At 63.5% G+C, this 20,975-nt stretch carries 16 protein-coding genes and 1 pseudogene; 14 read left to right on the top strand and 3 right to left on the bottom strand.

The window, feature by feature from the left end; all coding sequences use genetic code 11:
• Positions 1-109: 109 nt before the first annotated feature.
• The 11 genes and pseudogenes from ACNFHO_RS04050 to ACNFHO_RS04000 all read left to right on the top strand — a co-directional run bounded on the left by ACNFHO_RS04050 (position 110) and on the right by ACNFHO_RS04000 (position 13,207).
• Positions 110-1,495: an aldehyde dehydrogenase family protein gene (locus ACNFHO_RS04050; protein WP_063544960.1), complete on the top strand. Its 1,386-nt coding sequence runs from the start codon at positions 110-112 to the stop codon at positions 1,493-1,495.
• A gap of 254 nt (positions 1,496-1,749) precedes the next feature.
• Positions 1,750-2,820 (top strand): enoyl-CoA hydratase/isomerase family protein, encoded by a 1,071-nt coding sequence (locus tag ACNFHO_RS04045; RefSeq protein ID WP_054890642.1) that lies wholly within the window; start codon positions 1,750-1,752, stop codon positions 2,818-2,820.
• Between the two features lie 17 nt (positions 2,821-2,837).
• A complete protein-coding gene (locus ACNFHO_RS04040) occupies positions 2,838-3,989 on the top strand; it encodes an acyl-CoA dehydrogenase family protein (protein ID WP_125929948.1) in 1,152 nt (383 codons plus the stop codon).
• Between the two features lie 564 nt (positions 3,990-4,553).
• Positions 4,554-5,615 carry a 3-deoxy-7-phosphoheptulonate synthase gene (locus tag ACNFHO_RS04035; RefSeq protein ID WP_416765320.1) on the top strand — a complete coding sequence of 354 codons (1,062 nt, stop codon included), beginning with the start codon at positions 4,554-4,556 and terminating at the stop codon, positions 5,613-5,615.
• Positions 5,616-5,694: 79 nt separating this feature from the next.
• Positions 5,695-5,976 carry a peptidylprolyl isomerase gene (locus ACNFHO_RS04030; RefSeq protein WP_054890645.1) on the top strand — a complete coding sequence of 94 codons (282 nt, stop codon included), beginning with the start codon at positions 5,695-5,697 and terminating at the stop codon, positions 5,974-5,976.
• Between the two features lie 46 nt (positions 5,977-6,022).
• The gene (locus ACNFHO_RS04025; RefSeq protein WP_416765318.1) at positions 6,023-7,939 is read left to right on the top strand and encodes an extracellular solute-binding protein; all 1,917 of its coding nucleotides are present in this window, start codon (positions 6,023-6,025) and stop codon (positions 7,937-7,939) included.
• A complete protein-coding gene (locus ACNFHO_RS04020) occupies positions 7,936-8,994 on the top strand; it encodes a microcin C ABC transporter permease YejB (RefSeq protein WP_416765316.1) in 1,059 nt (352 codons plus the stop codon). Before ACNFHO_RS04025 ends, ACNFHO_RS04020 begins: the two co-directional genes overlap by 4 nt.
• The gene (locus ACNFHO_RS04015) at positions 8,994-10,010 is read left to right on the top strand and encodes an ABC transporter permease (RefSeq protein ID WP_416765315.1); all 1,017 of its coding nucleotides are present in this window, start codon (positions 8,994-8,996) and stop codon (positions 10,008-10,010) included. The genes ACNFHO_RS04020 and ACNFHO_RS04015 overlap by 1 nt, the downstream gene beginning before the upstream one ends.
• A gap of 66 nt (positions 10,011-10,076) precedes the next feature.
• Positions 10,077-10,847 carry a 3-hydroxybutyrate dehydrogenase gene (gene hbdH / locus ACNFHO_RS04010; RefSeq protein ID WP_054890648.1) on the top strand — a complete coding sequence of 257 codons (771 nt, stop codon included), beginning with the start codon at positions 10,077-10,079 and terminating at the stop codon, positions 10,845-10,847.
• Positions 10,848-10,939: 92 nt separating this feature from the next.
• Positions 10,940-12,897: pseudogene (locus tag ACNFHO_RS04005) on the top strand (acetoacetate--CoA ligase).
• A gap of 34 nt (positions 12,898-12,931) precedes the next feature.
• Positions 12,932-13,207 carry a peptidylprolyl isomerase gene (locus tag ACNFHO_RS04000; RefSeq protein ID WP_054890650.1) on the top strand — a complete coding sequence of 92 codons (276 nt, stop codon included), beginning with the start codon at positions 12,932-12,934 and terminating at the stop codon, positions 13,205-13,207.
• Positions 13,208-13,210: 3 nt separating this feature from the next.
• On the opposite strand, the gene hisN is transcribed toward ACNFHO_RS04000, so the two are convergent.
• Positions 13,211-14,002: a histidinol-phosphatase gene (gene hisN, locus ACNFHO_RS03995; protein ID WP_054890651.1), complete on the bottom strand. Its 792-nt coding sequence runs from the start codon at positions 14,000-14,002 to the stop codon at positions 13,211-13,213.
• 206 nt (positions 14,003-14,208) lie between these two features.
• Here hisN and ACNFHO_RS03990 point away from each other — a divergent pair, with 206 nt between their 5' ends.
• From ACNFHO_RS03990 to ACNFHO_RS03980, 3 genes are all read left to right on the top strand, one after another.
• Positions 14,209-14,868: a helix-turn-helix transcriptional regulator gene (locus tag ACNFHO_RS03990; protein WP_416765312.1), complete on the top strand. Its 660-nt coding sequence runs from the start codon at positions 14,209-14,211 to the stop codon at positions 14,866-14,868.
• Positions 14,869-14,999: 131 nt separating this feature from the next.
• Positions 15,000-16,331 carry a hypothetical protein gene (locus tag ACNFHO_RS03985; protein WP_416765311.1) on the top strand — a complete coding sequence of 444 codons (1,332 nt, stop codon included), beginning with the start codon at positions 15,000-15,002 and terminating at the stop codon, positions 16,329-16,331.
• Positions 16,332-16,419: 88 nt separating this feature from the next.
• Complete coding sequence (locus ACNFHO_RS03980; protein WP_416765310.1) at positions 16,420-17,721, top strand: hypothetical protein; 1,302 nt, start codon at positions 16,420-16,422, stop codon at positions 17,719-17,721.
• 58 nt (positions 17,722-17,779) lie between these two features.
• Here the strand turns inward: ACNFHO_RS03980 and ACNFHO_RS03975 are convergent, their stop codons facing one another.
• Together ACNFHO_RS03975 and macA are read right to left on the bottom strand one after the other, a co-directional pair.
• Complete coding sequence (locus tag ACNFHO_RS03975; RefSeq protein ID WP_063544968.1) at positions 17,780-19,786, bottom strand: MacB family efflux pump subunit; 2,007 nt, start codon at positions 19,784-19,786, stop codon at positions 17,780-17,782.
• Positions 19,787-19,788: 2 nt separating this feature from the next.
• Positions 19,789-20,946: a macrolide transporter subunit MacA gene (gene macA / locus ACNFHO_RS03970; protein WP_063544969.1), complete on the bottom strand. Its 1,158-nt coding sequence runs from the start codon at positions 20,944-20,946 to the stop codon at positions 19,789-19,791.
• Between the last annotated feature and the right edge of the window lie 29 nt (positions 20,947-20,975).

Raw genomic sequence — 20,975 nt, 5'->3', positions numbered from 1 at the left:
CCATTCGTGAATGTTTCGCTCATTATTATTCAGTTTTCAGTAGAGGCGCACGCCATTAGTCTGGCCTTCAGTCGAATACGACACCGCCAAGACAACAAGAGGACCCGCCATGAGCGAGATCAGCAGCCTGACCCATGCCATTTCAGTCGACCCGTACAGCGGCGAACAGATTGGCGCCTACCCCTACGACACCGATGCCGCACTGGACGCAGCCCTGCAACGCGCCAAGGCCGGCTACGCCCAGTGGCGCCAGGTGTCGCTGGGTCAGCGCAGCGAATACCTGATCGCTCTGGCCAACGCACTGCAGGCCAACCACGAGGCCTTCGCGGTGATGATCACCCGCGAAATCGGCAAGCCGATCGCCCAGGCCCGTGGCGAAGTGACCAAGTGCATCGGCCTGTGTCAGTGGTACGCCGAACACGGCCCGGCCATGCTCGCTCCCGAGGCCACCCAGGTCGAGAAAGCGCGTATCGAATACCGCCCGCTCGGCCCTATCCTCGCGGTGATGCCGTGGAACTTCCCGATCTGGCAAGTGCTGCGTGGCGCCGTCCCCGCCCTGCTGGCCGGCAACACCTATGTGCTCAAGCACGCGCCGAACGTGATGGGCAGCGCCTACCTGCTGGCCGAGCTGTTCAAGCAGGCTGGCTTGCCGCAAGGCGTGTTCGAAGTGATCAACGTCACTCCGGATGGCGTCACCCGCGCGATCAATGACCCGCGCATCGCCGCCATTACCCTCACCGGCAGCGTGCGTGCCGGCATGGCCATCGGTGCCCAAGCGGGCGCAGCGCTGAAGAAGTGCGTGCTCGAACTGGGCGGCTCCGATCCGTTCATCGTGCTGGCGGATGCCGACCTCGATGCCGCCGTCAAGGCTGCAGTGATCGGCCGCTACCAGAACACCGGCCAGGTCTGCGCCGCGGCCAAACGCTTCATCGTGGAAGACAGCATCGTCGATGCCTTCACGCAGAAGTTCGTGGAAGCGACCCGCGCCCTGAAAATCGGCAACCCACTGCAGGACGACACGTACATCGGCCCGATGGCCCGCTTCGACCTGCGCGACGAGCTCGATGGCCAGGTTCAGGCAACCCTCGCCGAAGGCGCCACGTTGCTGCTGGGCGGCAAGAAGGTTGAAGGCAACGCCAACTTCTACGAACCGACCGTGTTCGCCAACGTGACCCGCGACATGACTGCCTTCAAGCAGGAGCTGTTCGGCCCGGTGGCGGCGATCATCAGCGCCCGTGACGCCGAGCACGCGGTGGAACTGGCCAACGACAGCGAGTTCGGCCTGGCGGCGACGATCTACACCGCCGACCTGGCAAAGGCAGAGCGCATGACCTCGGCGCTGGACACCGGCGGTGTGTTCATCAACGGCTACTGTGCCTCCGACCCCCGCGTAGCGTTCGGCGGCGTCAAGAAGAGCGGTTTCGGGCGTGAGCTGTCGCACTTTGGTGTGCGCGAGTTCTGTAACGTGCAGACGGTGTGGCTGGATCGTAACTGAGGCGAGTGCGCGTCGCTCTTTTCGCGGGCAAGCCCGCTCCCACCAAGGATCACACCAGAGCTTGTGGGAGCGGGCTTGCCCGCGAAAGGGCCAGCACCCACACGGCAGATGCCTGATCATCTGCCACAAAAATGCACCCTTCCCCTGCAGATTTACCAATTGTGTCAGGCAAATACGCATGGCAGGATCCGTTGATCCTCCAGCGTATTTCCAGACTTAACTTGGAAAATCAATAACAAAGCAGGGAGACCGCGATGACCGCGCACGCTCAACCAACGGCCACGGATCATGTTCTGGCCGACACCCGCAATCACATCGGCCACCTGACACTCAACCGTCCCTCCGGCCTCAACGCCCTTACCCTCGACATGGTGCGCAGCCTGCAGCATCACCTCGACGCCTGGGCGCAAGATCCGCAAGTCAAGGCCGTGGTGCTGCGCGGCGAAGGCCCCAAGGGCTTCTGCGCAGGGGGCGACATCCGCTCGCTGCACGACAGCTTCAAGTCCGGCAGCGACCTGCATGAACGCTTCTTCGTCGAGGAATATGCCCTCGACCTGTGCATCCATCATTACCGCAAACCCATCCTGGTACTGATGGACGGCTTCACACTCGGTGGCGGCATGGGCCTGGCCCAGGGCGCGGACCTGCGCATCGTCACCGAACGCAGTCGTCTAGGGATGCCCGAAGTCGGTATCGGCTACTTCCCCGATGTCGGCGGCAGCTACTTCCTTTCGCGCATCCCTGGCGAGCTAGGGATCTACCTGGGTGTCAGCGGTGCGCAGATCCAGGCCGCCGATGCGCTGTACTGCGGGCTGGCGGACTGGTATGTGGACAGCGCAAAGCTGGCCGCGCTGGACGAAGGCCTGGACCATCTGAACTTCGGCGACCAGCCACTCAAGGATCTGCAAGGTCTGCTCGCCAAACTTGGCTCGCAGATATTGGAAGACGCGCCCCTGGCCAAACTGCGCCCGGCCATCGATCACTTCTTCGCCCTGCCCGACCTGACCAGCATCATCGAGCAACTGCGCGCCGTGAGCATCGGCGACAGCCGCCCCTGGGCGCTGGCCACCGCCGATCAGCTGGAAACCCGTTCACCACTGGCGATGGCGGTTACCCTGGAGATGTTGCGTCGCGGTCGCCGCCTGAGCCTGGAAGAATGCTTCGCCATGGAGCTGCACCTGGACCGCCAGTGGTTCGCCCATGGCGACATCATCGAGGGCGTGCGTGCGCTGATCGTCGACAAGGACAAGCAGCCCCGCTGGAACCCGCCCACACTCGCCGCGCTGTCGCGCCAGCGGGTCGATCAATTCTTCGAAGGCCTGTGAGCCCGGGAGTACACAGCATGCAAGACCTGGAACTGAGCGAAGAACAGATCATGATCCGCGACATGGCCCGGGACTTTGCCCGTGGCGAGATCGCGCCCCATGCCCAGGCCTGGGAGAAGGCTGGCTGGATCGACGATGACGTGGTCCGCGCCATGGGCGAGCTGGGCCTGCTGGGCATGGTCGTGCCCGACACCTTCGGCGGCAGCTACACCGACTACGTCGCCTATGCCCTGGCGGTAGAAGAAATCTCGGCTGGCGACGGCGCGACCGGTGCGATGATGAGCATCCACAACTCGGTCGGCTGCGGCCCGCTGCTGGCTTATGGCAGCGCTGAACAACAGCAGCAATGGCTGCCGCGCCTGGCCAGTGGCGAAGTGATTGGCTGCTTCTGCCTGACCGAGCCGCAGGCCGGATCCGAAGCCCATAACCTGCGCACACGCGCCGAGCTGGTGGACGGCCACTGGGTCATCAGCGGCGCCAAGCAGTTCGTCAGCAACGCCCGCCGTGCGGGGCTGGCCATCGTCTTTGCCGTCACCGATCCGGAGCTGGGCAAGAAAGGCCTGTCGGCGTTCCTGGTAGAGACCGACAACCCAGGCTTCAAGGTCGATCGCAGCGAACACAAGATGGGCATCCGCGCCTCCGACACCTGCGCAGTCACCCTCGACAACTGCCGCATCCCGGCCGCCAATCTGCTGGGTGAGCGCGGCAAGGGCCTGGCCATTGCCCTGTCCAACCTCGAAGGCGGACGCATCGGCATCGCCGCCCAGGCCCTGGGCATTGCCCGTGCCGCGTTCGAGGCCGCGCTGACCTATTCGCGCGAGCGTATCCAGTTCGGCAAACCGATCAACGAGCACCAAAGCATCGCCAACCTGCTGGCCGACATGCAGGTGCAGGTCAACGCTGCACGCCTGCTGATCCTCCACGCCGCGCGCCTGCGCACGGCCGGCAAGCCATGCCTGTCGGAAGCCTCGCAGGCCAAGCTGTTCGCCTCGGAAATGGCCGAACGGGTGTGCTCCATGGCCATCCAGGTGCATGGCGGCTATGGGTATCTTGAGGACTATCCGGTGGAGAAGTACTACCGCGATGCGCGCATCACGCAGATCTACGAGGGCTCGAGCGAGATTCAGCGGATGCTGATTGCGCGAGAACTCAAGCACTACCCGCTGTGATCGCACCCCGCCGGGGCCGCGTCGCTGCCCCGGATTATCACCGCGATAGCATTTATCCATTGAACACAGCGTTACAGGTGCAGTAAGCTCGACCCCACTCACTGGAGAGCAACATGTCGAAACATACCTGCAATCACGCCAACACCACCGGTCGCATCTCGCGCCCTGTGCTGGCCGTTGCCGGTCGTACCGTCGCCTGCTCCTATTTTGGGTATTGGTTTAGCCACTAGGCGCCGATACCCACACGGCGCCCACCTTCGAGGGGCCGCCGAACATGAGAATACTCAAACCCCCGGTCGGCTCCCCGACCGGGGGTTTTGCGTTTCCAGGCCCTGAAAAACATTCATTCGTTCCGAGGACAGATTCATGAACTACACCAGCTACCCCTACGCAGACACCTACGCCTGGCGATTTAGCCAATCCCGTTCGGGCCAGCCTGCCGCCTCCGTACGGTCCATCACTGGTGGCGACGCTGCACACAGTAATCATCCGAATACCTGTCGAACACCTCGATAGGGCCGACCGCGCGGGATGCACCCGCCGTCCGCCCAGGGAAATAACGCCATGCAAGCTTCGAATCTCGCTCTGCCCCTGACCCAACCTGCCGCTGCCAACGCCTCCGTCAGCCAGCGCCTGCCCAGCCCCCATCTGCTCAAGCAGCAGATGCCGCTTTCCAGCGAACTCGCCCAACAAGTCCACGCCCATCGCCAGGCCGTGCGCGCCATTCTCGAAGGCCGCGACCCACGGCTGCTGGTGATTGTCGGCCCCTGCTCGATCCACGATCCACGCTCGGCCTTGGAGTACGCCGACCGCCTGGCGGCCCTGAGCCGCGAAGTCGATGACAAGCTGCTGCTGGTGATGCGGGCCTACGTGGAAAAACCGCGCACCACCGTCGGCTGGAAAGGCCTGGCCTACGACCCGCATCTGGACGGCAGCGACGACATGCATGCCGGTATCGCCCTGTCCCGAGGCCTGATGCTGGGCATGCTCGAACGCGGCTTGCCGATCGCCACCGAACTGCTCCAACCGATGGCCGCGGGCTATTTCGATGACCTGCTGAGCTGGGCGGCCATCGGCGCGCGCACGACTGAATCACAGATTCACCGCGAGATGGTCAGCGGCCTGGAGCTGCCGGTCGGCTTCAAGAACGGCACCGACGGTGGGGTTGCCATCGCTACCGACGCCATGCGCAGCGCCGCGGCGCCGCACCGCCACTTCGGCATGGATGCGCAAGGCTACCCGGCGATCATCGAGACCTTCGGCAACCCGGATACCCACCTGGTGCTGCGCGGCGGCCACAAGGGCCCGAACTACGATGCCGACAGCATCGCCCTGGCCCGCCAGGGGCTGGCCAAGGCCGGGCTTGCGGCGCGGATCATGGTCGATTGCAGCCACGCCAACAGCGGCAAGGATCCGGCGCGTCAGCCCGCGGTATTCGAGGATGTGCTGAACCAGCGCCTGGCCGGTGACACCTCGATCGTTGGGGTGATGCTCGAGGGGCACCTGTTCGATGGCTGCCAGGCGCTGGGCAAGGGCGCGTTGAAATACGGCGTGTCGATCACCGATGGCTGCCTGGGCTGGGATTCGACCGACGCCTTGCTGCGCCAGGCGGCAGATCAGTTGTAGGAGGCTTACGGCAAGCCTTGCGAGACATTTCGCCGCCAATTGCGCTAGGCTTGCCGTTTCACATCAAGGAGCAGTTCCCATGGCACGTGCCACCGCCCGCCACATCCTCGTCAGCAGCGAAGAGAAGTGCAACGAACTCAAGGCTCAGATCGAAGCCGGTGCCGACTTCGGCGAAATCGCCAAGGCCAACTCCACCTGCCCGTCCAGCCGCCAGGGCGGTGACCTGGGCTCCTTCGGTCCAGGCCAGATGGTCAAGGAATTCGACACCGTGGTGTTCAGCGCGCCAGTCAACACCGTGCAGGGCCCGGTCAAGACCCAGTTCGGCTACCACCTGCTGGAAGTGACCAGCCGCCAGGACTGATTCGGTCTTGTCCGCCCGCCCCTGCAGCGCCCTTGTAGGAGCGGGCTTGTCCCGCGACAGGGCCAGTACCGTCACCTCCTGCGTCTCGCAGCTGCCGATCGCGGGGCAAGCCCGCTCCTGCCGGGGGCTGAGCCGTCTGTTGGTCGGATGCTTCCTGTCATGCCTGGCATTGACCACCCAGGCCGCGCCCTCCCACGCCCTCACCGTCTACGGTGAAGCGCCGCGCTACCCCGCCAACTTCTCGCACTTCGATTACGTCGACCCGCACGCCCCCAAGGGCGGCAGCTTGCGGCGCTCGGCCATCGAGATTGGCCAGTTCGACCATATCCTGCCGTATATCGACAAGGGCACCGGCGTCAGCGAGGTCGATGGCTGGCTGTATGCACCGCTGGCAGTCCGCTCGTTCGATGAGCCGTACACGGTCTATGGCTTGATCGCCCGCCGGATGGAGCGTGGTCCGGACGACGCCTGGTTGCGTTTCGAAATCGACCCGCGTGCCACCTTTGCCGACGGCACACCGGTGCGCGCCGAGGATGTGCGTTTCACCTTCGAGCTGCTGATGAGCAAGGGCAGCCTCAAATACCGCACGCAGTTCGCCGAGGTTGCCGGAGTCACCGTGGAAGGCCCGCGCAGCGTTCGTTTCGACTTCAAGCAACCCCATGGCCGCACCCTACCGCTGGACCTGGCAAGCCTGCCGGTACTGCCGGAACACGACTGGCAGGCACGCGACTTTGCCAATGGCGCCGGGTTCGAGAAACCGGTAGGCAGTGGCCCCTACCGCATCAGCCGGATCGACAACGGCCGCAGCATCACCTTCGAGCGTGACGCCGACTGGTGGGCCAGGGACCTGCCGGTCAACCGCGGGCGCTACAACTTCCAGCGCTTGCGCGTCGAGTACTTCGGCGACACCGAGGTGGCCCGCCAGGTACTCAAGGGCGGCGGCTACGATTACAACCGCGAGTTCTCCGCCACCGCCTACACCCTGGGCTACAACGGCGCCCAGCTCGACGATGGCCGCCTGCAGCGCGCCCATCTGGGCCCTGCCAAGCCACAGAACGCCCAGGGGTTCGTATTCAACCTCGACAAGCCGGTGTTTCGCGACCGCCGTGTACGCCAGGCGCTGGCCATGCTCTGGGACTTCGAGTGGAGCAACCGGCAGATGATGCGCAACCTGTACATCCGCCAGCAAAGCCTGTACTCCAACACCCCGCTCGCAGCACGCGAGCTGCCCGACGCCGAGGAACTCAAACTGCTCGAACCGCTACGCGGCCAGATCCCCGACGAGGTCTTCAGCCAAGTGTTCACGGCACCGGTGACCGATGGCACGGGCATCGTCCGCAAACAGCAGTTGCAGGCACTCGAGCTGCTCCAGGCTGCGGGCTGGCGCCCCGAAGGCGATCGCCTGGTAAACGCCGATGGCACAGCGCTGAGCTTCACCTTCCTCAACGGGCAATCGGGCCTCGAGCGCCTGCTCTTGCCCTGGAAGCGCAACCTGGCGCAAATCGGCATCGAGCTGAATATCCGCAACGTCGACTCGGCGCAATACATCAACCGGCTGATGGCGCGCGACTACGACATGGTCGTGACCGGCTACCCGGTGACGCTGTCACCCGGCTCGGAGCAATACAACTACTTTGGCTCGGCCGCCGCCAACGACCCTGGTTCGAACAACCTCATGGTGCTCAAGGACCCGGCGGTCGACCACCTGCTCGATGGCCTGGTACGCGCCTCGACCCAGGCTGACATGCTGCGCCATGCCCACGCCCTGGACCGGGTACTGCAGTGGAACTACTACTGGATTCCAAACTATTACCCGCCCGGCAGCTCGACCGTCTGGTGGAACCGCTTCGGCCTGCCCAAGGTGCAGGCCGCCTACGACGAAGGCCTGGATACCTGGTGGGAGCTCAGCCCCACGGCGCTGACCAATCAGCAGATGGCTGAACGTACGAAGGTTGCGCCATGACCGCCTATATCCTGCGGCGTCTGCTGCTGATCATTCCGACCCTGCTGGCGATCCTGCTGGTGAACTTCGCCATCGTCCAGGCGGCTCCCGGCGGCCCTGTGGAGCAGGCCGTGGCGCGCCTGCAAGGCATTGGCGGCGGCGCCCCCGGCGCGCGGGTCGAGGTGATGCAGGGCGAGTCTCGCGCCAGTCGTGGGCTGGACCCCAAGCTGATCGAGGAGATCAAGCGCCAGTACGGCTTCGACAAGAGCGCCCCGGAGCGCCTGTGGCTGATGCTCGGCCAGTACGCCCGGCTCGATTTTGGCCAGAGTTTCTTCCGTGGCGCCAAGGTCACCGACCTGATTCTCGACAAATTGCCCGTCACCCTCTCGCTGGGCTTCTGGGCGACGCTGATCACCTACCTGGTCTCGATCCCGTTGGGCATCCGCAAGGCTGTGCGCCACGGCAGCCGTTTCGATGCCTGGAGCAGCGCGCTGATCGTGGTTGGCTACGCACTGCCCTCGTTCCTCTTCGCCCTGCTGCTGATCGTACTGTTCGCCGGCGGCACGTCGTTGAACTGGTTCCCGGTGCGCGGGCTGGTTTCGGAAGACTTCGACCAACTGAGCCTGCTGGGCAAGGTCGCCGATTACTTCTGGCACCTGGTTCTGCCGGTCGGGGCCTTGGTGATCGGTGGGTTCGCCACCCTCACCCTGCTGACCAAGAACGCCTTCCTCGATGAAATCTCGCGCCAGTATGTGGTCACCGCCCGGGCCAAGGGCTTGAGCCAGCGCCGGGTGCTGTACGGCCATGTGCTGCGCAATGCCATGCTGCTGGTGGTGGCCGGGTTGCCGCAGGCGTTGATCACGGTGTTCTTCGCTGGTTCGTTGCTGATCGAAGTGATCTTCTCGCTCGACGGCCTCGGGCGCATGAGCTACGAGGCGGCCGTCTCACGGGACTACCCGGTGGTGTTCGGCACCCTGTTCATCTTCACCCTGGCAGGCTTGCTGATTCGTCTGGTTGGCGACCTGTCGTACACCTTGCTCGACCCGCGCATCGACTTCGACACGAGGGCGCACTGATGCTCTCGCCTGTCGCCCGGCGCCGCCTGCAGCGTTTTCGCCATAACCGCCTGGGCTGGGTTTCGCTGTGGCTGTTCGCCGCCCTCCTGCTGCTGAGCCTGGGTGCAGAGCTGGTGGCCAACGACAAGCCGCTGCTGCTTTCGTACAAGGGCGAGCTGTACACCCCCGCACTCAAGCGCTACACCGAGCAGCAGTTCGGCGGTGAGCTGCCTTTCCAGCCCGACTACCGCAGCGCCTATGTGCGCCAATTGATCGAAGGCCAGGGCGGCTGGATGCTGTTCGCCCCCATCCCCTTCAGCGCCGACACGCCCAACTACGACCTGCAGGTGCCCACCCCCAGCCCGCCCAACGCGAGCAATTGGCTGGGCACCGACGATCAGGGCCGCGACTTGCTCGCGCGGGTGCTGTATGGCACACGCATTTCCTTGCTGTTCGCCTTCGCCCTGACCCTGGTCAGCGTGCTGATCGGCGTCGCCGCCGGCGCGCTGCAGGGCTACCACGGCGGCTGGGTCGACCTGCTCGGCCAGCGCCTGCTGGAGGTTTGGTCGGGGTTGCCGGTGCTGTATCTGCTGATCATCCTGTCCGGCTTCGTCGAACCGAATTTCTGGTGGTTGCTGGGGATCATGGCGCTGTTCTCCTGGCTGACCCTGGTCGACGTGGTACGCGCCGAGTTCCTGCGCGGGCGCAACCTGGAGTACGTCAAGGCCGCCCGTGCACTGGGCCTGCCTGACACCCAGGTGATGCTGCGGCATATCCTGCCCAATGCCATGAACGCCACACTGACCTACATTCCGTTCATGCTGACCGGTGCCATCACCACCCTGACAGCGCTGGACTTCCTCGGCTTCGGCATGCCGGCCGGCACCGCGTCGCTGGGTGAGCTGGTCACCCAGGGCAAGCAGCACCTGCAAGCCCCCTGGCTGGGCTTCACCGCATTCTTCGCGCTGGCGGTGATCCTGTCGCTGCTGGTATTCATCGGCGATGCGCTGCGCGAGGCGTTCGACCCGCGGCGCTGATCCGGCCCTCGACTGAAAGACACCCTGATCGTTTCAACGCTATCGGCATCGTGTAAGGAGCGGCACATGACTCTAGACGGCAAGACGGCACTCATCACCGGATCCACCAGCGGTATCGGCCTGGGCATCGCCCAGGTACTGGCCCGGGCAGGTGCCAACATCCTGCTCAACGGTTTCGGCGATCCACAACCGGCGCTCGCCGAGATTGCCCGCCACGGCGTGAAGGTCGCCCACCATCCGGCCGACCTGTCCGAGGTGACGCAGATCGAGGCCCTGTTCGCCCTGGCGGAGCGCGAGTTCGGCGGCGTCGACATCCTCGTCAACAACGCCGGCATCCAGCACGTCGCGCCGGTGGAAGCCTTCCCGGTGCAGAGCTGGGACAAGATCATCGCCTTGAACCTCTCGGCCGTGTTCCACGGCACCCGCCTGGCCCTGCCGGGCATGCGCGAACGCGGCTGGGGGCGCATCATCAACATTGCCTCGGTGCACGGCCTGGTGGGCTCCACCGGCAAAGCCGCCTACGTGGCGGCAAAACACGGAGTGATCGGCTTGACCAAGGTGGTGGCGCTGGAAACCGCGACCAGCAACGTGACCTGCAATGCCATCTGCCCCGGCTGGGTGCTGACCCCGCTGGTGCAGAAGCAAATCGACGACCGCGCAGCGGCAGGCGGCGACCCTCGGCAGGCCCAGCATGACCTGCTGGCCGAAAAACAGCCCTCGCTGGCCTTCGTCACCCCCGAGCACCTGGGCGAGCTGGCGCTTTTCCTGTGCAGCGAGGCCGGCAGCCAGGTGCGTGGCGCCGCCTGGAACGTGGATGGCGGCTGGTTGGCGCAGTAAGGTCTAGAGTTCAATCAGGGACCGTCTTGAATGTACCTTCAAGACGGCGCCTGGCAGGCCGTGTCGATGCCCCACCGACCGAGGAGGTTCGCATGAGCGACGTACTGTGGCGCCCCAGCCCCGCGCAGGTCCAGGCCAGCCGAATGGACCACTTCCGCCGCCAGGTGAACCAGGACCTTGGGCTGCAGCTCGCCAAGTACGCAGACCTGCACCGCTGGAGCATCGAGCAGCGCGCAGCGTTCTGGCAGAGCCTCTGCGCGTTCTTCGAAGTGCGCTGGCACAGTCTGCCCTCGCAGGTGCTCAGCGAAGGCGCGCAGATGCCGGACGCGCGTTGGTTCGCAGGTGGCACGCTCAACTATGCAGAACACCTGTTGCGCCGGCGCGACACGCATCCGGCGCTGATCGCCGTGCGTGAGGACGGCACACGCGAGGTACTCAGCCACCGCCAACTGGCCGCCGAGGTCGCCGGCCTGCAACGCGCCTTCAAGGCCCTCGGCATCCAGCCAGGCGATCGTATCGCCGCGATCATGCCCAACACCTGGCAAACGCTGGTGGCCATGCTTGCCAGCGCCAGCCTGGGGGCGGTCTGGTCCAACGCCTCCCCGAGTTCGGGCTGCACGGCATCATCGACCGTTTTGGCCAGATCGCGCCCAAGCTGCTGATCGCCTGTGCCGGTTATCACTATGCCGGCAAGGTGATCGACCAGGTTGAGAAGATCAACCAGGTCTGCGCCCAGTTGCCGGCGCTGGAGCACCTGCTGGTCGTGCCCTACACCCGCGAGCAGACGCGCACCGATGAGTTCGTCGGCCCCCAGGTCAGCCTCTGGCAGGACGTCTATCAGGCCGGCGGCGAACCTGAGTTCACCGCCCTGCCGTTCGACCACCCGCTGTACATCCTCTACTCCAGCGGCACCACCGGCGTACCCAAGTGCATCGTCCACGGTGCAGGAGGCGTACTGCTGCAGCATCTGAAAGAACATGGCCTGCACAACGATCTGAAGGCCGATGACGTGATGTTCTACTACACCACCTGTGGCTGGATGATGTGGAACTGGTTGGCCAGCGGCCTGGCGGTCGGTGCCACCCTGGTGCTGTACGACGGCTCGCCGCTGCACCCGGGCCCAGAAACTCTGCTCGACCTGATCGACGCCGAAGGCATCCAGGTATTCGGCACCAGCGCCAAGTACCTGGCCACCCTGGAACAGCAAGGCCTGGTGCCGATGCGCAGCCATCGTCTCGACAGCCTGCGCCTGTTGCTTTCCACCGGTTCGCCGCTGTCGCCGCACAGCTACGACTACGTCTATTACCAGATCAAGCGTGATGTGCGCCTGGTGTCGATGTCCGGCGGTACCGACATCGTCTCATGCTTCGTGCTGGGTAACCCGACCCTGCCAATACGGCGCGGTGAAATGCAATGCCGGGGCCTGGGCATGGCCGTGCAGGTGTGGAACGAACGACGCGAGGCGGTGGTGGGCGAGAAAGGTGAGCTGGTCTGCACCCGCCACTTCCCGTCGATGCCGTTGGGGTTCTGGGGTGACACCGACGGCAGCCGCTACCACGAGGCTTACTTCAGCCTGTTCCCCGGCGTCTGGGCACAGGGTGACTACGCCGAAGAGACCGCCAGCGGCGGGCTGGTGATCCACGGACGCTCCGACGCGGTGCTCAACCCTGGCGGCGTGCGCATCGGTACGGCGGAGATCTATCGCCAGGTGGAGAAGGTCGAGGAGGTGGTCGAGAGCATCGCCATCGGCCAGGACTGGCAAGGCGACGTGCGTGTGGTGCTGTTCGTGCGTCTGCGCGAGGGCCTGCAACTGGACGACGCCCTGTGTCGGCGCATCCGCCAGGTGATCCGCCAATACACCACGCCGCGCCATGTGCCAGCGGTGATTGCCCAGGTGCCAGACATCCCACGCACCGTCAGCGGCAAACTGGTGGAGCTGGCGGTGCGCAACGTGGTGCACGGGCTGGCGGTGAAGAACACCGACGCCCTGGCCAACCCCGAGGCGCTGGCGCATTTCCGTGACCGCGCCGAGCTGCGCGATCAGGCATAATGGCGCCCTTTTTTGCCCGAAGCACAGGTGTCACATGAAAGCACAAGCGCGCCATATCCTGGTCAAGACCGCCGATGAGGCCGAACAACTCAAGCAACGCCTGGCCAAGGGCGAGGCGTTCGACGTGCTGGCGAAGAAGTTCTCGACCTGCCCGTCAGGCAAGCGCGGTGGTGATCTGGGCGAGGTACGTCCTGGCCAGTTGGTCGGGGCCATCGACCAGGTGATCTTCAAGAAGGCCCTGCGCGTGGTGCATGGGCCGATCAAGACCAAGTTCGGTTATCACCTGGTGCAGGTGTTCTACCGCGACTGAGCGTTACATCGCTGCGCGCAACATCTCCACGACCTGGGCATGAAGCGCCGGGTCGCCGCAGGCCACGATGCACCCGCCGTTCTGCGCCGAGCTGCCATCCCACGCGGTGATCACACCGCCCGCCCCTTCGATGATCGGCATCAGTGCCTGCACGTCGTAGGGCTGAAGGCTCGCCTCGACGATCACATCGACAAATCCCGACGCCAGCATGCAATAGGCGTAGCAGTCGCCGCCATAACGCATCAGCCGCGCCCGCCCGGCCACGTGCTCGAAGGCCGCCTTGCGCGCCGGGGTGTCGAACATGTCCGGTGTGGTGCACATCAGCGTGGCGGTCTCGAGCGACCCGCAGGCACGGGTCTTCAGCGGCGCACCGCTACGCCAGGCGCCCTCGGGCGTACCGACGAAACGCTCGCCGGTAAAGGGTTGATTCATCACCCCCACCACTGGCTGCTGGCCATCGTTCAGCGCAATCAGCGTGCCCCACAGCGGCAGGCCGGTGATGAAGGCCCGGGTGCCATCGATCGGGTCCAGCACCCAGGTCAGCGGGCTGCTGCCCTGTGCCACGCCCTGCTCCTCGCCCAGGATGCCATGCGTCGGATATCGCGCCTGGATCAACGCACGCATGGCGTCTTCGGCGGCTTTGTCCGCCACGGTCACCGGATCGTAGAGGCGCCCGCCCTTGTCTTCGACCTCCAGGCTCGCGCGAAAATACGGCTGGATCGCCAGCGCAGCGGCGTCGGCCAGTTGCTCGGCAAAAGCACGAAACTCTGCGATCTGCTCAGCGTTCAGGGACATGGGACCGGCCTCCTAGGGAAAAGGCGGCCATGATACCCCAGCACGGCGTCGCAGGCGCACAGGCACCTCACTTTCGGGCATGGGGTTATAACCATTTCATCAGACGGTAGCTGAATCGTTGTACTAGGATAGCAAGCAGTCGCGCCCATATACTGGCCAAAAGCCATATCGCGACTTTCGGATGACCGCTACTCATGGACGATACGATGAATTCGCACCTGCTCTTTCCGCAGATCGGCAAAGTCATTGCCAGCACCGGCAGCCGCCAATTCCCGCGCCTGCTGCATGACCTGATCCAGACCCACCTGAGCATCGATGCAACGCATATCCGCCAGGTGCGCCTGGCCTCCCCCGGTTTGCACGACAGCACCACCCTGCTCAGTGAAACCGTGTTCAGCGCCAGAGAACCTGCCTGCGACGAGCTTCTCGACCCGGCCCGTCTGCATCTGGTGCGCCGCACTGCCGATTATCACTACGAACTGCACGTCCTGCGCGCTGATCGCGCAAGTTTCTCGCCGCGCGAGCGCGACTGCCTGCAGGACATCTCGCCGCTGTTGCTGCCCATGCTGCAAAAGCACCTGGATGCCTTGCAGGCCAGCATCAGCGAACGCCCGACAGGCGACAGCCTGCAGGAGCGTTTCCGCGAGCGCCTGAGCCAGACCGGCCTTGCCCTTTCAGAACGGGAAATGCAGGTCTGCCTGGGCCTCCTGGCCGGTCATACCGCACCGCAACAGGCCGAACTGCTGCAGTTGAAGGTCAATACGGTGGAAAGCTACCTGCGTCGCGCGGCGATCAAGTTGGGGATCAGCGGGCGGCATTCGTTGATGCGCTGGATGTATGGCGCCCATTCCTCGATACACCCCTGAGCGCCCCGCTACCGGGGCATTCAACCCCCGCAGTCGATGTGGCGCAGTGCCGCCTATCATTTTTGCCAGTTGGAGCAGCACATCGACTGCGCTAGTTTCGACGCCATCCTGACACGATGGAGCTCACCACCATGTCCGTGCAATCTTCCGGCACGCCTGACCATGCCTACGGCACGCAAGGAGTGGCCAATATTCCGGCCGAACCTCCCTATAACCCGGACGTGGCCTCTCTCCAAGTCGGGCCATCAACCCGCGACGCCAAAGGGCGGCTGGTGGTATTCGGCCGTAACCCCACAGACTCCAGCCCAGGATTGCTCACCCGGCTCAACGCCGATGGCCAGTGGGACGAAAGCACCGGCCATGTGGTCGTAGACGCTGCGAATCTGCCCGATGAGGCACTGGACTTCAAAGGGCTTGTCGGCGCCACGATCAATGGCCAGCAGACCTATTTCGCCGTTGGCGTGCCCACCTATTTCGATGCCGACTTCGAACGCTATCTGAACTTCGTCGGTATCAGCCGTTTTGATGAAAGCTTCCAACCGGTAACGTCCTTTGGCGAAAACGGTCATGCTTTACCAGACCCGGGCGAAGGTTGGCAGAAGGGTGACGTGGGCGACACCAGAAAGCATCGGGTGAAGCACTCGACCAAAGCGCTTCTGTCGTCCGAGGAGCGCCCACTGGTATTCGCGAACGGCTTGTTGCGAGCCATCTTCCCCTACACCCTCGGCGACGGGAACGACGAGCACACCGAAAGCTGGTTGGCGGTCTTCAACCCCGTGACTGGCGAGCTGGCACCTGAGCTCGGCGAGGCGCGTGATCTCGGCATGTTGCCACTGACCGACAAAGCCGGTTTTTCGTTGCGGGTCTTGCGTGCGCACTTCTTCGCCGACGGTAGTTTCCTGGTGCTGGCAGAAAACGCCAGCCAGCGAGTCATCGTGAGGCGTTACGACCGACACGCCATCGCCGATGAACGCTTCAATGATGACCAGGGCCAGCGGGAACTGTTCGCCTTTGAAGGAAGCATGCGCCTCGGCATGTTCGCAAGGAACGGCCGGATCGCTGTTTCCCGGGGCGTGGAGTTCCAGCTCCAACAACCCACGACAGTGTTCGTACTGACCGAGTCCGGTACGAACGACACGACCTTCAATCGCGGCCAACCTTTGACCCTCGGCAGCGACAGCCATGGCCTGGCGCTGGGCGAGCTTCACATCGATGATCAGGATCGCATTTTGCTCGGTGGCGCCCTGCTGACCACCATCAACGTCGGCCGTTTGCATGTGTATCGCCTGACACGGTCCGGAGAGTTCGACAGCACCTTCGGTAACGAGGGCCTCTTTGACGGCGGCCCTGACTTCAGAACGGCGAACAAGGTGTTTGCCAGTGGGCACGGCATACACATCCTGACGCTGTTCCCTACCAGCGGCCCCTACTTCCTGGAAAGGGTGCTCAAGCTGCACGACTGACCGGCTTCTGCAGCACCCTGCGTACCGCAGACTCTTGCCAGTACCGTGAATAGTTCCTACCGCTTACCAACCCACGAGAGTAAGTCTCATGAAAGCGACAGCTAATACCGGTGATAACGCAGGGAAACTGGACCCGGATTTCGGAGTTGGGGGCCTCGTAGAGTTGCGTCCATTCGATGAGGATCGCGGTTTTGAAATCATCGACTCTGCGGGCCTGCAAGATGGCGGGAGCGTGCATGTTATCCGGACATACGACGAGGGAGAGAACTACCTGGTCAGCTTTGATCACGGCGGCGAACTGATCCATCGGAAACAGGTCATCTTGCCCGATAAAATCCAGCCGAACACCCACTATTTCTTCCGACTCAAATACAGCCAGCTTGACCGGGTAGCCTGTTACTTGCCGGGCGTACGTTGGCCATCCGAAAATGTAGAAGATCCCATCATCCACACTTCAGCCGTTGGTTGTTTCCTGACGGATCTACAACCGCAGCCAGGGTTTGGCGAAAATGGCATTGCGACAATTACACCTGCAGACTTGGGCAAGAACAGCGCCAATCGCCGCGCGACGCCCAAGCGTGAAGCGTTCGCCGCCGACCATGCCGAGACACCAGCAACGCGAGCCTACAACGTGAACAGTGGAGAGGCCCAACTCATCAATGGCGCTCTGTGGTCAGTCTCCAGCAGCTATCACGAATTTGAAGATCCACCGTTCAAGAGCTGGATTTCCAGATTTGCTCCAGACACAGGGGAGTTGCTGTCGATTTACCCGCTGCAGCCCCTTGGGGGCATGACATGGGAGCCGGTGGATGTCCATTTCCTCAAGGAAGGTGGATTCATCATGTTGGCCTACATAGAACAACAAGCCTTCCTGACGAAGTTTACCGACACCGGGATGCTCGACAAGACATTCAACAATTCGGGCTACGTTGAAATGCCGGATCTTGCTTATGACAATAGTTGCATGTACGTGCATCAAGACCGAATCCTGATCGCCTCCGTAGAGCCGGCAATACAAGCTGCGCCGCTATTGACGTTGGATGCCTACCTCTTGTCAGGACAACCTGACAGTACATTCCAGCGTAAAAGCGAGGTGGTAACAGACTCGGTGATTATTACCTCACCACATATCGCCGTCGATGCGACGAACCGTATCCTCGTCGGCTTCACCAGTAGTATGAACTTCAATTCGTCCCCTACGCCCTTTGCCGTTATGATCTATCGCTTCAACTGGGCGGGCAACGCGGACCTGTCGTTTGGCGACGCCGGCAGGTTCGTACATTATAATGTGGTGCAATTCAAACACATGTTTTTGAACGGTAATGAGATCCGTGGCGCAGGCAAAGATTTTTCGACCCAATTGCCTCTAATGTTCAAAGTCCTCGATTAAGTCCTCCATTGAACGCGCCGCTGACTCACACCCCGGGCGTCAGCGACTGCCGTTCAGTTCAATCCCGCGCCAAGGCTTCGATCGGGTCCAGTCGTGCGGCGTTTCGTGCGGGCACGAAGCCGAACACGATGCCGATCAACGTCGAACAGGCGAACGCGGTGGCAATCGAGGCCGGCGAGAACACCATCTCCCACTGTTTGACGAACAGCGTGAACAGATAGCCGATCCCATACGACAACGCGATCCCCACCAGCCCACCGAACAGGCAGACCATCACCGCCTCCACCAGGAACTGCTGCCGAATGTCCGACTGCCGGGCACCGACGGCCATGCGGATGCCGATCTCACGGGTCCGTTCGGTGACCGACACCAGCATGATGTTCATCACCCCGATCCCCCCCACCACCAATGAAATCACCGCGATCAACGACAGCAGCAGGGTCAGCGAACGACTGGTCTTCTGCACCGTCTGCATGATGCTGTCGAGGTTGTTGGTGAAGAAGTCCTTGGTGCCGTGGCGCTGCAGCATCAAGGTGTTGACCTCTTGCTCCACCCGCTTGCTTGGCATGCCGTCCTTGATCCGCACGCTGATGCTGTCCAGGTGGCGCTGCCCCAGCAGGCGCCCGGCAGCGGTTTCGTAGGGCACCCAGACGTTCAGCGCGTTGCTGGCAGCGAACAGGTTCTTGTTCTCGGTGGTCACGCCGATCACCGTGCACGGCAGATTGCCGATCAGGATCACCTGCCCGAGCGGGTCTACCCCCTCGCCGAACAGCCGCAAGCGCGTGTTGTGGTCGATCACCACCACTTGTGCCTGGCGCCGGGCATCGCTTTCGCTGAAGGCGATGCCGGCGGCCAGGTTGATGTTGCGTACCTGGAAGTAGCGTTCGCTGACGCCATTGAGCTGTACGTCCAGGTCCAGGTTGCGGTAGCGCACCAGCATGCTGCGGCCGATTACCGGCGTTGCACTGTCGACGTAATACAGCTGGTTGAGCGCTGTGACGTCGGCCAGCACCAGCGTCTCGATGGCCTTGGCCCTGCTGTCACCAAAGTTGCTGCCCGAATAGATGTCGATGGTGTTGCTGCCGATCGCCTGAATATCCTTGAGCACATAGCCTTTGGCGCCCTCGCCGATCGCCGAGATCGACACCACCGAGGTGATGCCGATGACGATGCCGAGCATGGTCAGCAACGTGCGCATTCGGTGCGAGATCAACGCGATCCAGGCCATGTTGAACGCTTCACGGAACAACCCCAGGCTGGCCACCAGTCGCCGAGGCGGACGGGCCTTGCGTTGCGGCTCGGGGATGGCCGCATCGGGCGCAGTCTGCCGCGTGTTGCGCTGATCACTGACGATCTGCCCGTCGCTGACTTCGATGATGCGCTCGGCATGGGCTGCGACCTTGGGGTCGTGGGTCACCAGGATCACGGTGTGCCCGGCGGCGTGCAGCTCCAGCAGGATGGCCATCACTTCCTTGCCGCTGGCCGTGTCGAGGGCGCCGGTAGGCTCGTCCGCGAGGATCACCTCGCCGCCGTTCATCAAGGCTCGGCAGATACTCACCCGCTGCTGCTGGCCGCCCGACAGTTGGCTGGGGCGATGCGTCAGATGCCCGGCCAGGCCGAGGCGCTTGAGCAGTTCCTGGGCCCGCTCGTGGCGCTGGGCCTGGGGCGTGCCCGCATACACCGCCGGGATCTCGACATTGCGCAGGGCGTCCAGGTGCGGCAGCAGGTGATAGCGCTGGAAGATGAAGCCGAAATGGTCACGGCGCAGCGCGGCCAGCGCCTCATCGTCCATGTCGCGGGTTTCCTGGCCTCCCACCTGATAGGAACCGGCGCTGGCGTGGTCCAGGCAGCCAAGGATGTTCATCAGCGTCGATTTGCCCGAGCCCGACGCGCCAATGATCGCCACCAACTCGCCCGCGTCGATTTCCAGATCGATATGGCGCAGGGCGAGAAACTCGCGGTCTCCCGCCATGAAACTGCGGCTCACGCCCTCCAGGCGCAGCAGCGGCTGGCCGGCTTCGACGGCGGTGGTGCGCTGCGAGGCCAGTTCGACGTTCATGTTCATGCTCATGCCCCCGCCGCATCGCCGATGGGCTCACCGATCACTACCCGGTCGCCCTCGTCCAGCCCCTGCCTGATCTCGACCCTGACATTGTTGTTGATCCCGGCCTGCACCTGGCGCACCTGGGCAAAGCCCTTGGCGTCGACTACCCGCACCGGGAAGCTGCCGTCGCCACTGCGCGGCCCGAGCGCCGCCACCGGCACACTGAGCACCGCCTCGGCGGTGGCCAGCACGATGCGTACCTGAGCGGTCATGGAAATGCGCAGGCGGTGGTCTGGGTTGGGCACCTCGAACAAGGCGTTGTAGAACACCGCGGTGTTCTGCTTTGGCGCAGCAGCGCCGCTCTTGTCGGTGCTCTCCAGGTAGTTCTGCGGCGCAGGCTCCGTGCCGCGCAAGGTCGCGTAGTAGCGTTTGTCTTCACCCAGGATGGTGAAGTACACCTGCTGGCCGGGGCTGATATGAATAACGTCGGCTTCGGAGACCTGCGCCTTGACCGTCATGGTATCCAGGTCGGCGAGCTTGAGGATCACCGGCGCCAGTTGCTGGGCGATCACGGTTTGCCCTTCCTGGGTGACGATACCCACCACATCGCCGTCGATGGGTGCACTGATGCGCGTGTAATCGAGGTTGACCTTGGCGGTGTCGATCTGCACCTGGGCGCTCTTGATCTGCGCGTCCAGCGAGTGCAGGGTCGCCTGCTGCACCTGGTACTCGGACTCGGCGTTCTCGAAGTCCTGGCGCGAGATCGACTCGTCGTCCTGCAACGCACTGTAACGCTCGTAGACCCGGCGGGTCTGGTTGACCCGGGCCAGGGTCGAGCGCCGCTCGGCCTGCAGCTTTTCTTCATCGACCTGGGCCTGGCGCAGCGTGTTGCGCAGCACCAGTGGATCAATCTCGGCGAGCCACTGGCCCTTGGTCACCTTGTCGCCCAGCTTGACTTTCAGCGAGCGCAACTGGCCGGAAACCTGGGCACCGACATCGACCTGGCGGATACCCTCGAGCACGCCGGTGGCCAGCACCGCGTTCTCGATGTCACCACGCTCGACCGTGGCAGTGATGTAGCGTGGCGGCGTAGCCGGGGCCTGTACCGCGTACAACGTGATCCCTGCTACCAGCGCCAGGGCACAGCCCAGGCTTATCTTGCGAAATCTGCTCTTGTCCATAAATGCTCGTTCATCCGTTCCAAAGGCCT

This window comes from Pseudomonas sp. NY15374 (assembly GCF_048068255.1).
Lineage (GTDB): Bacteria > Pseudomonadota > Gammaproteobacteria > Pseudomonadales > Pseudomonadaceae > Aquipseudomonas > Aquipseudomonas machongensis.
The sequence above is the reverse complement of the archived record's forward strand: the minus strand, read 5'-3'. Positions and strand labels throughout refer to the sequence as shown.

What these genes read in the sequence shown, in the direction of transcription:
- ACNFHO_RS04050 (WP_063544960.1), top strand. Translation starts at nt 110, where the DNA reads ATGAGCGAGATCAGCAGCCTGACCCATGCCATTTCAGTCGACCCGTAC.
- ACNFHO_RS04045 (WP_054890642.1), top strand. Translation starts at nt 1,750, where the DNA reads ATGACCGCGCACGCTCAACCAACGGCCACGGATCATGTTCTGGCCGAC.
- ACNFHO_RS04040 (WP_125929948.1), top strand. Translation starts at nt 2,838, where the DNA reads ATGCAAGACCTGGAACTGAGCGAAGAACAGATCATGATCCGCGACATG.
- ACNFHO_RS04035 (WP_416765320.1), top strand. Translation starts at nt 4,554, where the DNA reads ATGCAAGCTTCGAATCTCGCTCTGCCCCTGACCCAACCTGCCGCTGCC.
- ACNFHO_RS04030 (WP_054890645.1), top strand. Translation starts at nt 5,695, where the DNA reads ATGGCACGTGCCACCGCCCGCCACATCCTCGTCAGCAGCGAAGAGAAG.
- ACNFHO_RS04020 (WP_416765316.1), top strand. Translation starts at nt 7,936, where the DNA reads ATGACCGCCTATATCCTGCGGCGTCTGCTGCTGATCATTCCGACCCTG.
- ACNFHO_RS04015 (WP_416765315.1), top strand. Translation starts at nt 8,994, where the DNA reads ATGCTCTCGCCTGTCGCCCGGCGCCGCCTGCAGCGTTTTCGCCATAAC.
- hbdH (WP_054890648.1), top strand. Translation starts at nt 10,077, where the DNA reads ATGACTCTAGACGGCAAGACGGCACTCATCACCGGATCCACCAGCGGT.
- ACNFHO_RS04000 (WP_054890650.1), top strand. Translation starts at nt 12,932, where the DNA reads ATGAAAGCACAAGCGCGCCATATCCTGGTCAAGACCGCCGATGAGGCC.
- hisN (WP_054890651.1), bottom strand. Translation starts at nt 14,002, where the DNA reads ATGTCCCTGAACGCTGAGCAGATCGCAGAGTTTCGTGCTTTTGCCGAG.
- ACNFHO_RS03990 (WP_416765312.1), top strand. Translation starts at nt 14,209, where the DNA reads ATGAATTCGCACCTGCTCTTTCCGCAGATCGGCAAAGTCATTGCCAGC.
- ACNFHO_RS03985 (WP_416765311.1), top strand. Translation starts at nt 15,000, where the DNA reads ATGTCCGTGCAATCTTCCGGCACGCCTGACCATGCCTACGGCACGCAA.
- ACNFHO_RS03980 (WP_416765310.1), top strand. Translation starts at nt 16,420, where the DNA reads ATGAAAGCGACAGCTAATACCGGTGATAACGCAGGGAAACTGGACCCG.
- ACNFHO_RS03975 (WP_063544968.1), bottom strand. Translation starts at nt 19,786, where the DNA reads ATGAACATGAACGTCGAACTGGCCTCGCAGCGCACCACCGCCGTCGAA.
- macA (WP_063544969.1), bottom strand. Translation starts at nt 20,946, where the DNA reads ATGGACAAGAGCAGATTTCGCAAGATAAGCCTGGGCTGTGCCCTGGCG.